Raw genomic sequence first — 12014 nt, 5'->3', positions numbered from 1 at the left:
TGCCGTCAGGTCATGTTGACGTACTGCGTGACGAAGGCGAACACCGCGTCGGCGATGAGTTGCACGGCGATCGCGGCCAGCAGCAGGCCGGCGATCCTGGTCAGGACCTCGATGCCACCCGGTCGCAGGATCTTGACGATGCCGCCGGAGAAGCGCAGGACGATCCAGACGGCGAGCATCACGGCGAGGATCGCCACGGCGATGGCGGTGAAGTCCGCCAGCCCGTCGGCCTGCTGGACGAAGAGCATGGTGGCCACGATGGCGCCCGGTCCGGCCAGCAGTGGGGTGCCCAGCGGCACCAGTGCGATGTTCGAGGTGGCGTCCGAGCTGGGGCCGTCGGTCTTGCCGGTGAGCAGTTCGAGTGCGACGAGCACGAGCAGCAGCCCGCCGGCCGCCTGCAACGCCGGGAGGTCGACGTGCAGGTAGTCCAGCAGGGTCTGCCCCGCCACCGCGAAGACCACGATGACGCCCAACGCCAGCGTGACGGCCTGCCAGGCGGCCCGATTGCGATCACGGGCGGGCAGTGGGCCGGTCAGCGCCAGGAAGATCGGCATCATGCCCGGCGGGTCAGTGATCACCAGCAGGGTCACGAAAACCTCGCCGAACAGCTTCAGATCCACGCGATCAACCTAGCCGCGGGGCGATGGGCGAAATACCCGGATCACCCCGAAGCGACCTCGGTCACCCCGTCGGCGACGATCCGCTCGTACGCCTCGACGCTGGTGCTGAACGCGCCGAGCTGAACGGTCTTGTGGGTGCCGTGGAAATCCGAGGAGCCGGTGACGAGCAGACCCAGCTCGGCGGCGAGCGCGCGGACGTGTTCCCGCTCGGCGGGGCTGTGGTCCTCGTGGTCGACCTCGAGCCCGGCCAGCCCGGCGGCGGCCAGCTCGGCGATCAACTTGTCGGGCACCACACGGCCACGTCGGGTGGCCCGCGGGTGGGCGAAGACCGGCACCCCACCGGCCGCCCGGACCAGGCGGACGGCCCGGAACACGTCGATGTCCTCCTTGGGCAGCCGGTACCGCTCGCCCAGCCAGTCCGGGCCGAACGCCTCCCGGACGCTGCCGACCAGACCAGCGCGGATGAGGGCCTGCGCGAGGTGCGGGCGCCCCACGGTGCCGCCACCCGCGCCGGCCAGGATGTCCGGCCAGTTCACGTCGATGCCGTCGGCGCGCAGGAGGCCGACCATCCGTTCGCCGCGCTCCTCCCGGGCGGCCCGGACCCGCGCCAGCTCGGCCACCAACTCCGGATGATCCGGGTCGAACAGGTACGCGAGCAGGTGCAGCGGCACCGCCGGCTGCGCGCCGGACCAGCGACACGACAGTTCCGCGCCCCGGACCAGACGCAGACCTGGCGGTAGCGCGTCCACGGCGGGCGCCCAGCCGGCGGTGGTGTCGTGGTCGGTGATCGCCAGCACGTCCAGCCCGGCGTCGAAGGCCGCGCCGACCAGCTCGACCGGGGTCAGCGTCCCGTCGCTTGCCGTCGAGTGGGTGTGCAGGTCGATGCGGGGGGCGGATCCGGTACGCGAGGTCACCGCCCGACGCTACCGAGAAAACCGTGAGCCCGGCTCACTTGGGCTGCCGGGGTCAGAAGCCCTTCACCAGGATCGGCCGGTCTCCGGCGGGCAGATCGGGCACCGCGGTGGGGCTGGCCGGCTCTCCCGCCCGGGTCTGGCCGACGTCGACCCGGACCAGTTCGCCGTCGCCGTCGAGGTAGGAGGCGTTCGTCGCGTCGCTCCAGACGATCGCCCCGGTCGCCGGCGGCCCGGCCGCGACGGTGCTCGCATCCGGCCCGAGCCGCTGCAGGTCGACAAGCAGGGACCGGCCGACCTTGCCGGTCATCCCGTTGACCAGCAGCCACCGCCCGTCCGGGGAGACCCCGCCCACGCCGTCCTGGCTGAGGTGGGGACCGCAGCCGGTGCGTACTGGCTCCAGGTACCGGGTCGGAGTGAGGACGGCGAGGCAGGGCCGGTCCGGATCGCTCGTGGCGACCTGGCCCACGAGCCGCCCGTCGGGCAGCCGCCCGTAGATGTTGAGGCTCTTCCGGTCGAGGGCCGCCGGCAACGGCCCGGCACCGGGTCGCCAGAGGGTGTGACCGGCGCCGGCCGGGTCGAGTCGGACCAGCACGTTGTCGGCGACGAATCCGACGGGCTCCGCCGCCGTGGGGACGGGGGTACGCACCGCCCCGATGAGTTGGGTGCCGACCACACCCGCCACCAGCAGATCGCCTCGGTCGCGCCAGGCGACCTGGAGGCTGTCCGGGGCCAGTACGATCGCGCCCGCCCCGGCCAGCAGCACCTGCACCAGGCCGTCGTTCTGCACCACCCACAGCGAGCGCCCCGCGGTGGTCTGCGCGCCGACCACCAGCCAACCGCCGCCGTTGGGCAGGGGCTGTGCCTGTTCGGCCGGCCCGACGTCGGGCAGCACCAATCGCCGCCCGTCGGCGTCGACAAGCGTCACGCTGACCATTGGAGGGGCCGGTGTCAGGGGTGCGGGGCCGGGACCTGGCACGCTTGTCGTCGGGAATGGCCGGCTGGTCGGGTCCGGGTCACCGATCACCACGATGGGTGGACCGTCCCGCCGGGTCTCGGCACCGAGCTGGGCCATTCCGGCGCTGAGCAGCACGGTGGTGACCGCCGCGAGGGCGAGGCCGGCAGCGGTGCGGCGACGCCGGATCCGGTTCGCCCGGCGAATGGCCTGACCGGCCGGGTCGACGCCCAGTGGCCGGGCAACAGCGACCCGGTGCGAGAGAGTCTCCCGCACCGCACCTTCCAGATCGTCAGGCCGCACCTGGTAGGAACGCGACGGGCCGTCCGCCAGGTTGTCGCGCCGGCTTGGAAACTCGCTCACTGCTGCTCACCGGAGCCGGTGCCGACGGGCACGGCCGCCGGGGCGGGGGGCAGCACGACCTGCGGGGTGATCGCACTCGCCACGGCGGGACGCGGAGCGGCCGGGCGGGGTACGGGTCGGGCAGCCGCCCGCCCCGACCCGGGTGGGGCAGCGGTACCGGTGGCCGGGACCCGTCCGGGCCGGGAGCCGGAACCCGTCGTCCGGTCGGAGGTACCGGGCGTGGCCCCCGCACCGGCGGCAACTCGCGAACGACCGGAGACACCGGCTGCGGCGGCGAGGTCCGGTGCGTCCTCGCCCAGTCGCCGACGCAGCGTGGCCAGTGCCCGAGATGTCTGGCTCTTCACCGTGCCCGGTGAGATGTCCAGCATCGCGGCGGTCTGCGCCTCCGACATGTCCTCGTAGTAGCGCAGCACCAGCACCGCCCGCTGCCGGTTGGGCAACTGCCGCAGGTGCCGCCACAGCAGATCACGGTCGAGTTGCTGCTCGATCTCGTCGACACCGGCCCGCTCGGGCAGCACCTCGGTCGGGCGTTCGCCGTGCCAACGCCGCCGCCACCAACTGGTCGACGTGTTGACCAGCACACGTCGGGCGTACGGCTCGACCGCCTCGATCCCGCCGAGCCGCTTCCACGCGAGGTAGGTCTTGGTCAGCGCCGTCTGGAGCAGATCCTCGGCAGTGGCCCAGTCTCCGGTGAGCAGGTATGTGGTGCGCAGGAGCGCGGCGGAACGTGCCGCGACGAACTCGCGGAACTGCTCCTCCAACGAGTCCCTGCTCGCCACCGCCCACCTCCACACCCCTGCCGTCCTGGCAGAGTGCCACGTCAGGGGCACTCCGGTCCATGACGAAAGGTGCGCACTTGCTCCGATGTTCGGTCGAAAACTTTCACGCCCCGTCGTCGGCCTTGGCCTCGTCGGCCTCCTTGCCGAGCCGCGCCTCGACCGCCTGCGGCTCGTACATCTCCTCGACGACGCGCAGGTAGAGCTCGTTCGGGTTGGGTAGATTCTTGATCTCCCGGAGGGCCTGCTCCTGGCCGGCGGACTCCAGCACGAAGGTGCCGTAGTTGAGCGCCCGGCCGGTCGGGGTCTGCTCGTACTTCATGTCGGTGACCCGGACCAGCGGCATCATCGCCACCTTGCGGGTGACGATGCCGTTGACCACCATGACCCGCTTGTTGGTCAGGATGAACCGGTCATACCACCAGTCGGCGACCTTCCACGCCACCCAGCCCATCACCGCGAACCAGAGCAGCACGGCGATGGTGGTCAGCGCGCCCACGTCCTGGCCGGCGAGGAAGCCGGAGAGGTAGCCGAGCACGAAGGTCGCCGCGATGCCGATCAACAGCGGGTTGGTGAGGTGGATCCAGTGCCGCTTCCACTCGCCCCGGTAACGCTCGGTGGGGAAGAGATAGCGAGCCACGAGCGAACTGGGCTCGTCCTCGAGTGGCAGCACCCGTCGAGGGGTCGAGCCGGTCGCGTCGGCGCGCAACCCGGCCAGCTCGTCCTCGGAGATCTGCGGGGGCTGGTAGCTGGCCTCCGGATCACGGATCCAACCCCGACCGGAACGACCCTGGCCGGCATAGCCGGGCCCGTCGCCATAGCCGACATCGTCCGAAAGGGACGGACCGTCGGACAGGCCGGGACCGGCCCCGTAGCCCGGGCCGTCGTCGGGCCCGACCCGCGGGATCGGCTCGGTGTCACGCTCGCGGCGTTCCCGGTCGGGGTCGTCCGGGTCGAAGGGTGGACCGGAGGGGCTGCCCATCGGCGGCTAGGCGACGAGGCTGGTGAAGAAGTCGCCAAACCCCTGGGCGATATCCATGATCCCGCCGCCGAGCGACTTGAACACATCCGCCGCCGAGTTTGGCCGGTAGGCGACGAAGAAGATCAAGAATGCGATTCCGGCCCAGGTGAGGACCTTCTTGACCATGGCGGGCCATCCTCTCGCGCGGCGCCGGGTCCCATTACCGCAGCGGCACCCAGAGTATCAGTGTGGTGTCGTACAGTGAATATCTGCGTCCGTTCTCCGTCAAACCGGGAGACTTGTCAAGGTCTCCCAGGTAGGTACGGGGACGGTGCGCCGTACACGAGCTCGGGCGGAACCCACTCGGTCAGGTCGTGTAGCACGACATCTTCCGCGAGCAGGTGACCCGCACTCGCCGGCCAGGCTATCGCATGGAGCCACATTCCCCGAGCTTCGCCCGCGTACGCGCTTCGATCCGTCGAAGAATTCACCAACCACAGTGGAGTGGGGTGCCCGCCGACCTTGATCTTCGCCTGTCCGACGTGGTCAGGGTGGCCGGGCCCCGGGTCGGTCAGCGCGTCGACCAACTCCGGCCCCGGATCCGGGCCGGCCAGCCCGGCGAGCCAGGTGCCCAGGCCCACGCCGGGTTCCTCGGCCACGAAGACCAGATCGGCGGGACCGCCACCGAGTGGCGCCGGGCCCGCACACGCCACCGCGGTCGCCCGCACTCCCGTCCGTTCGTCCCCGGCGTACGCCACGCCGGTGAGTGTCCAACCGGGCGGCAACGGCCACGGGCACCACAGCGGAGTCACCGGCGGATCGGCGGTCGTGGTGATCCGCTCCACCACGCTCGCCACGATCTCCGCTCCGATGTGCTCAGGCACGTGCAGCGGCGGCACCGGGCCGCAGCGCACGCACCTGGAGTCGGTGTTCATCAGATCCGGCGCCCTTACCGGGCCCCCGCATCTCGGACAACTCACCGCGACACTCACATCCCCACCGTCGCCCCGGACCGCCGGCACGTCAAGCCGGAACGTCCGATTGGGCACCGGACGGGGTCAGTCCGGCGGCGGGCCGGCGTGCGTCCGGATCCAGGTGTGCATCGCGATTCCGCTTGCCACGCCCGCGTTGATCGACCTGGTCGAGCCGTACTGGGCGATGGAGTAGAGCTGTTCGCACGCGGCGCGGGCCGGTTCGGAGAGGCCGGGCCCCTCCTGGCCGAACAGCAGCACGCAGTCCCGTGGCAGCGTGCCGGTCTCCAGCGGACGCGACCCGGGCAGGTTGTCGATGCCAAAGACCGGCAGGTGCCGCCCGGCGGCCCAGGCGACGAACTCCTCGATCGTCTCGTGGTGCCGTACGTGCTGGTACCGATCGGTCACCATCGCGCCGCGCCGGTTCCACCGCCGCCGTCCGACGATGTGCACCTCGGCGGCGTTGAACGCGTTGGCGTTGCGCACCACCGTGCCGATGTTGAAGTCGTGCTGCCAGTTCTCGATCGCGACGTGGAAACCGTGCCGGTGCTGGTCCAGGTCGGCGACGATCGCCTCGTGCCGCCAGTAGCGGTAGCGGTCGACGACGTTGCGTCGATCCCCCTCCGCCAGCAGCTGCGGGTCGTAACGGCTGTCGTCCGGTGGGTCCCCCGGCCAGGGGCCCACACCCACCTCGAGCTGGTCGTCGGTCACGGTCATCAGAGGGTACGGACCGCGTCGACGCCCGGCGCGACGACCTGCCGGTCAACCGAGGTCGAGAGCGGCACCGAGCCGGTCCAGGAGACGCCGGTCCGCCGGACTGGCCGGTGGATCCACCCGGCCCGCGCCGGCGCCGGGCACCGCGCGACAGACCCGGCCCGCGACCGACTGCACCCACTGGCGGTACGCGGCCGAGTCGGCGGGGTCGGCCCGCCGCCGCAGGACCCGGCTCGCCGCCCGGCAGGCGGCCAGCAGGTCCACCAGGTCGGTGAGCCGCTCGGGGGGTTGCGGGGTGCCGTCGTGGCGGGCGTAGATCGTGGCGACCACCGCGCGGACCAGGTCACTGTCCGAGGCTCGGCCGGCGGCCACCGCGTCCAGGCCGGCCAGGCTCGCCATGACCCCACGTTCCGTCCGACCCGGAGCGGGTGCCGCGGCGGCCACGAGGACCCGACCGGGCAGCGTGGTGAGCAGGTCCCACTCGGCGGCGGAGTAGACAGCGGTGGTCAGGGGCACGCCTCGGCGGCCGGCAGCGGACGGCTCTCCCTCGACGGAGTGGCTCATCGGGACCTCCGGCGTCAGCATATGCCCCGAGACGAGCGCCGGGCCCCATCCCCAGCAGACCCGCCACGGGGATGGAGCCCGGTGCCCGTCGTCGGTCGAGCCCGCCGCGACGGTCAGCGCGGCTCGGGGAAGCTGGGCCGCTCCGGGTCCACTCCGTCGGGCACCGCAGTGGCCGCGTACTCCCGCTTGGGGACCATGACCTTGCGCCGGAAGACGCAGACCATCGTGCCGTCCTGGTTGTAGCCGCGAGTCTCCACCGACACCACGCCCCGGTCGGGTTTCGAGCCGGACTCCCGCTTGTCCAGCACCGTGGTCTCGCCGTAGATGGTGTCGCCGTGGAAGGTCGGCGCGACGTGCCGCAGCGACTCGACCTCCAGGTTGGCGATCGCCTTTCCACTCACGTCGGGCACCGACATGCCGAGCAGCAGCGAGTAGATGTAGTTGCCAACCACGACGTTGCGCTTGAACTGGCTTGCCGTCGCGGCGTAGTGCGCGTCCATGTGCAGCGGATGGTGGTTCATGGTGAGCAGGCAGAAGAGGTGGTCGTCGTACTCGGTCACGGTCTTGCCCGGCCAGTGCCGGTAGACCGCGCCGACCTCGAACTCCTCGTAGTAGCGACCGAACTGCATGCTGGTCCCTTCGACGGGCGGCGATGGAGTTCGGCACAGCATGCCTTATCGATGGTTAAGGCGACTGGTGGGGCGCGGTGGCGGCGGAAATGTCACACCTGTCACATGCCCGGGGGGAGACGCAATGAGCGGCGGGGCCCTCCCCGGCACCCGCCGCCCACGCTCTGATGTGAGAAATTCTGCCCTACGACTGCGTAGGTTCAACAGAGATCGCGGTCACATTTATCTTTTTGTAACACTACTCTCCGTGACGGAGCGAAGGTTGATCAGCGATCTCCGCAGGCCGGATACCTCCTTGTCAATGCCCAAGTTACCGATTCGTAGCGCTCAATCGCGTGGATCTCCCTGGAAACGCTCCCATTACCGCAGGTCACGCAAGTGCGCGATGCAAGTGCGTTCCGCAGGTCGGGTGTGAACAGACATGTGTCGATGGGCTGCGAGGCCCTCCGGCAGCCCCGAGCACGTTTCGTGCCCCACGACCCGGGAATTCGATACGGTCAGCCCTGGTTCTACGGGACGTACGCAAACCGCGGTGATCGGAGAGTGCAATGGCAACCGTTGAGCTGACCTCGGCGAACTTCGACGAGGTGACGGGCAACGACGGCATCGTCCTGGTCGACTTCTGGGCCGACTGGTGTGGTCCGTGCAAGCGGTTCGCCCCGGTCTACGAGCGCTCCTCGGAGAAGCACCAGAACATCGTCTTCGGCAAGGTCGACACCGAGGCTCAGCAGGAGCTGGGCGCGAAGTTCGACATCCGCTCGATCCCGACGATCATGGCGATCCGGGACGGCGTCATCGTCTTCGCCCAGCCGGGCGCCCTCCCCGAGTCCGCCCTGGAGAACCTGATCGAGCAGGTCGAGGCGCTGGACATGGACGACGTCCGCAAGCAGCTGGCCGAGCACAACCACTGAGTCGTCCGCTGACGACACGGAAGGCCGGGCCCGGTACGGGCCCGGCCTTCGTCGTACCCCGCCGCCAGCTCTCGCATGATCACCTTCCCGGTCAGGTCGGAGTGGCCGTCGGAGGGACCCGACACCTCCGGTACATCCCGTATCGTCACGACCCGATGGAGAATCTGACCACCCGCGGGCGCGTGACCCGGCTGGGCGCGACCGCACTCGGCCTCGTCCTGCTCGTCGGCGGCACCTTCTGGGGCAGCGACGACGACTTCCCGTTCGGCCCGTTCCGGATGTACTCCACCTCGAACCCGCCGAACGCCCCAGCGCCCGACACCCGGGTCGAGGGAGTGAACAGCGCCGGAGCGGTGATCGACCTCGACCAGAACGCGACAGGCATCCGACGCGCCGAGATCGAGGGTCAGCAGGCCCGGTACGCCGCCGACCCGACACTGCTCACCGAGGTCGCCGACGCGTACGCCGAACGGCACCCGGACGCCCCCGCGCTTGTCGAGGTCCGCATCGTCATCCGCTGGCACGGCATCCGCGCCGGCCGACCCACCGGCCAACACACCGACCAGACCGTCGTCCGCTGGCAGGCCACCCGATGACCCGCTGGCTGACCGAGGCCGTGCCCCGGGGCCGGGTGGCCGCGTTCCGGACCCTGATCTACCTGTTCGTCGCCGCCGATCTGGTGATCTTCACCCCCTGGGTACGCACCCGGGTCAGCGTGCCCGGCGACCTCTACCAGCCGCTCCTGGTCGGCCGCCTGCTCCCACTGCCGACGCCGACCGAGACCCTGGTGACGGTGATCTTCTGGGCGTTGCTGCTGCTCGCCCTCCTCGCCGCCACCGGACGGGCACCCCGGCTGCTCGGCTGGGCGGTGTGCGCGCTGTACCTGGAGTGGATGATCATCGCGATGAGTTACGGCAAGGTCGACCACGACCGGTTCGGGCTGCTCGTCGCTCTTGCCGTACTGCCCACCGCCGGTCGCGCCCGGCACGGCGACCCCACCCGCACCGAGGCCGGTGGCTGGGCCCTCCGCGTCACCCAGATCGCGGTGATCTGCACGTACTTCCTGGCCGCCTTCGCCAAGCTGCGCTTCGGCGGCCTGGACTGGCTGACCGGCTCGGTCCTGGCCCGCGCGATCATCCGCCGCGGCACCGACCTGGCCGACCTGATCGCCCAGGTGCCGTACCTGCTGATCGTCGCCCAGTTCGGCATCGTGGCGTTCGAGCTGCTGAGCCCGGTGGTCTTCTTCCTGCCACCCCGCTGGCGTCACGCCATGGTCGGCTTCTTCTACTCGTTCCACGCGGTCACCATCGCGACCATCACGATCTCGTTCGCGCCGCACCTGGCCGCGATGACCAGTTTCCTACCGCTGGAGCGGGTACGCCCGCTGGTCTGGGCCCGCCGGCTCGTCCGCCGCGACACTCCCGACGACGCGCCTCCAGCCGACCCGACGGAAGCCGACCCGGTGCCCACCGGCCAGCGCTCGACGGACGCCAACCCGGTGCCCACCGGACAGGGCCCGGCGGGCTCCGGCGCGGAGCCGGCGCTCGACGGTCAGGCTTCGGCGCTGGGGCGACCGCTCGGGCCGTAGAGCCGCTCCCGGGCCTCCTGTGGCAGGGCGCAGGCCGCCGTGCCCCCGGGAAGCCGGTGCCGGTTGCGCGCGACCCAGCGGTACAACGGCCAGGCCGCCGCGCGCACCGGCGGGAACCGCAGACCGGCACCGGCGACCCGCCAGAGTGGGCCGCTCGCCGCGAGGAGCTTCGCGATGGCGTCCGGGCCCGCCGCGCGCGCGCCGTCCGCGCCGACCCACTGCACGGCCTCCTCACACTCGGCCACGCTGAGGCCGAGCGCGGCCAGGTCGGCGAACTGCCAGGGCACCACCCGCGCGGACGTGGGGATGCGGCGCTCGATGAACTGCGCACAGGTCGTGCAGAACGCGCAGTCCCCGTCGTAGACGAAGGTCGACGTCTCCATGCCTCCATCCTTCCCTCTCTGACCACCTGGATGTGCACCGGTGTACGGCGGGTCACTTGCGCGGCGCTCGTACACGTGTTCGAATAGTGCCCATGCGCTGGGACAACCTCACCGCTCCCCCGGTTGAGGGAGACCCCGAGCGGGCAGCGCCAGCGACGCCACCCCTGCCGCTGGCGCTGCCCGGCGCCGTCACCCGCACCTTCGACACCCCCGAGTTCGCCGGGATGACCTTCTACGAGGTGCAGGCCAAGTCGATCCTCAACCGGGTGCCCGGGCAGTCCCGCGTCCCGTTCGAGTGGACGATCAACCCGTACCGGGGATGCACTCATGCCTGTCGATACTGTTTCGCGAGAAACACTCACACCTATCTCGACCTCGACGCCGGTGCCGACTTCGACCGCAAGGTGATCGTCAAGGTCAACGCCGGCGAGCTGGTCCGGCGGGAGCTGGCCGCGCCGCGCTGGCGGGGCGCGCACGTGGCGATGGGCACCAACGTCGACTGCTACCAGCGGGCCGAGGGTCGTTACCGACTGATGCCGCAGATCATCGGCGCCCTGCGCGACTTCGCCAACCCGTTCTCGATCCTCACCAAGGGCACGCTGATCCTGCGCGACCTGCCGCTGCTGCGCCAGGCCGCCTCGGTGACCACGGTGGGCATCTCGTTCTCGGTGGGGTTCGTCGACGAGCACCTCTGGCGGACCGTCGAGCCGGGCACACCACACCCACGCCGCCGACTGGACGCCGTCCGGGCGCTCACCGACGCCGGCATCCCCGTCGGGGTGCTGATGGCCCCGATCCTGCCCGGCCTCAGCGACAGCGACGAGTCGATCGAGGCCACCGTCTCGGCGATCGCCGCCGCGGGAGCGACGAGCGTGACCGCACTGCCGCTGCACCTGCGCCCCGGCGCCCGCGAGTGGTACGCACGCTGGCTCGCCGACGAGCACCCACACCTCGTGCCCCGCTACCGCGAGCTGTACCGGGCCGGGGCGTACGCGCCGCAGGCGTACCAGCGGGAGGTGACCGCACGGGTGCGGATCGCCGCACGCCGGCACGGGATGCACCGTGGCGAGCGCGGCGACAACCGCAACCTGCCCGAGCCACCGCCACCGGCGGCAGCCGAGCAGCTCACACTGCTGTAGGCCGCCGCCAACCGCGCGCCGGTCTGGCCGGTTACTGCTGTAGTCGGAGCTACAGTCGGCGGGTGCGTACCGCTCAGCAGATCCTCGCCGACTCCGCCGTGATCGCCGTCGTGGGCGCGTCCCGCGACCCGTTCAAGGCCGCGCACGGCGTGCCGTTGCAGATGCAGCAGTACGGCTGGCGCATCATCCCGGTCAACCCGACGGTCGACGAACTGTTCGGAGAACGGGCCTACAAGACGCTCGCCGACATCCCGCACCCCGTCGACCTGGTGGACGTGTTCCGGCCGGCGGCCGACGCCGTGCAGGTGGTCCGGGACGCGGCGGCGATCGGCGCGCCCGCGGTCTGGCTGCAACTGGGCATCGTCTCGGCTGAGGCCCGGCGCATCGCCGAGGAGGCCGGCATGGACTACGTCGAGGACCGCTGCCTCATCGTCGAACGCGCCGCCGCCAACCTGACCCGCCGACCCTGACCTACCCTCCCCGACCCGCACCCGGCCCCACCCCAGCTCTCGGCCCGCGCCCTGCCCCG

16 protein-coding genes are annotated in these 12014 nt (G+C 71.0%); 5 read left to right on the top strand and 11 right to left on the bottom strand.

The window, feature by feature from the left end:
- Window positions 1-5: 5 nt before the first annotated feature.
- From AB0C15_RS16040 to AB0C15_RS15995, 10 genes are all read right to left on the bottom strand, one after another.
- Complete coding sequence (locus AB0C15_RS16040; protein WP_238646462.1) at window positions 6-620, bottom strand: MarC family protein; 615 nt, start codon at window positions 618-620, stop codon at window positions 6-8.
- Between the two features lie 41 nt (window positions 621-661).
- Window positions 662-1534, bottom strand: a complete 873-nt coding sequence (locus AB0C15_RS16035; protein WP_357352472.1) for a PHP domain-containing protein — start codon at window positions 1532-1534, stop codon at window positions 662-664.
- A 52-nt stretch (window positions 1535-1586) separates the two neighbouring features.
- Complete coding sequence (locus tag AB0C15_RS16030) at window positions 1587-2849, bottom strand: hypothetical protein (protein ID WP_357352470.1); 1263 nt, start codon at window positions 2847-2849, stop codon at window positions 1587-1589.
- Window positions 2846-3628, bottom strand: coding sequence for a SigE family RNA polymerase sigma factor (locus AB0C15_RS16025; protein WP_357352468.1), 783 nt, complete (start codon window positions 3626-3628; stop codon window positions 2846-2848). The genes AB0C15_RS16030 and AB0C15_RS16025 overlap by 4 nt, the downstream gene beginning before the upstream one ends.
- 103 nt (window positions 3629-3731) lie before the next feature.
- Window positions 3732-4607, bottom strand: coding sequence for a PH domain-containing protein (locus AB0C15_RS16020; protein ID WP_357352466.1), 876 nt, complete (start codon window positions 4605-4607; stop codon window positions 3732-3734).
- A gap of 6 nt (window positions 4608-4613) precedes the next feature.
- The gene (locus AB0C15_RS16015; protein ID WP_007455302.1) at window positions 4614-4772 is read right to left on the bottom strand and encodes a hypothetical protein; all 159 of its coding nucleotides are present in this window, start codon (window positions 4770-4772) and stop codon (window positions 4614-4616) included.
- A 116-nt stretch (window positions 4773-4888) separates the two neighbouring features.
- Window positions 4889-5566, bottom strand: coding sequence for a DUF6758 family protein (locus AB0C15_RS16010; protein ID WP_357352464.1), 678 nt, complete (start codon window positions 5564-5566; stop codon window positions 4889-4891).
- Between the two features lie 78 nt (window positions 5567-5644).
- Window positions 5645-6268 carry an RNA methyltransferase gene (locus AB0C15_RS16005; protein ID WP_357352564.1) on the bottom strand — a complete coding sequence of 208 codons (624 nt, stop codon included), beginning with the start codon at window positions 6266-6268 and terminating at the stop codon, window positions 5645-5647.
- A gap of 51 nt (window positions 6269-6319) precedes the next feature.
- Complete coding sequence (locus AB0C15_RS16000; protein ID WP_357352462.1) at window positions 6320-6856, bottom strand: hypothetical protein; 537 nt, start codon at window positions 6854-6856, stop codon at window positions 6320-6322.
- Between the two features lie 92 nt (window positions 6857-6948).
- Window positions 6949-7464 (bottom strand): MaoC family dehydratase, encoded by a 516-nt coding sequence (locus tag AB0C15_RS15995; protein ID WP_357352459.1) that lies wholly within the window; start codon window positions 7462-7464, stop codon window positions 6949-6951.
- Between the two features lie 548 nt (window positions 7465-8012).
- On the opposite strand from AB0C15_RS15995, the gene trxA reads away from it, so the two are divergent.
- From trxA to AB0C15_RS15980, 3 genes are all read left to right on the top strand, one after another.
- Window positions 8013-8375, top strand: a complete 363-nt coding sequence (trxA, locus tag AB0C15_RS15990) for a thioredoxin (RefSeq protein WP_030329190.1) — start codon at window positions 8013-8015, stop codon at window positions 8373-8375.
- Between the two features lie 155 nt (window positions 8376-8530).
- On the top strand, window positions 8531-8971 hold the full coding sequence (locus AB0C15_RS15985) for a hypothetical protein (RefSeq protein WP_357352456.1): 441 nt from the start codon (window positions 8531-8533) through the stop codon (window positions 8969-8971).
- Window positions 8968-9963: an HTTM domain-containing protein gene (locus AB0C15_RS15980; protein ID WP_357352454.1), complete on the top strand. Its 996-nt coding sequence runs from the start codon at window positions 8968-8970 to the stop codon at window positions 9961-9963. Before AB0C15_RS15985 ends, AB0C15_RS15980 begins: the two co-directional genes overlap by 4 nt.
- Here AB0C15_RS15980 and AB0C15_RS15975 read toward each other — a convergent pair.
- Complete coding sequence (locus AB0C15_RS15975; RefSeq protein ID WP_357352452.1) at window positions 9927-10346, bottom strand: DUF393 domain-containing protein; 420 nt, start codon at window positions 10344-10346, stop codon at window positions 9927-9929. The genes AB0C15_RS15980 and AB0C15_RS15975 overlap by 37 nt on opposite strands.
- A 92-nt stretch (window positions 10347-10438) precedes the next feature.
- On the opposite strand from AB0C15_RS15975, the gene AB0C15_RS15970 reads away from it, so the two are divergent.
- Together AB0C15_RS15970 and AB0C15_RS15965 are read left to right on the top strand one after the other, a co-directional pair.
- Complete coding sequence (locus AB0C15_RS15970; RefSeq protein WP_357352450.1) at window positions 10439-11485, top strand: Rv2578c family radical SAM protein; 1047 nt, start codon at window positions 10439-10441, stop codon at window positions 11483-11485.
- 62 nt (window positions 11486-11547) lie between these two features.
- On the top strand, window positions 11548-11955 hold the full coding sequence (locus AB0C15_RS15965; protein ID WP_357352448.1) for a CoA-binding protein: 408 nt from the start codon (window positions 11548-11550) through the stop codon (window positions 11953-11955).
- Window positions 11956-12014: the final 59 nt, after the last annotated feature.

Origin of the sequence: Micromonospora sp. NPDC048835 (assembly GCF_040649995.1) — a bacterium.
In the GTDB taxonomy this organism is placed as follows: domain Bacteria; phylum Actinomycetota; class Actinomycetes; order Mycobacteriales; family Micromonosporaceae; genus Micromonospora.
This window is presented reverse-complemented; position numbering and strand designations above follow the sequence as displayed.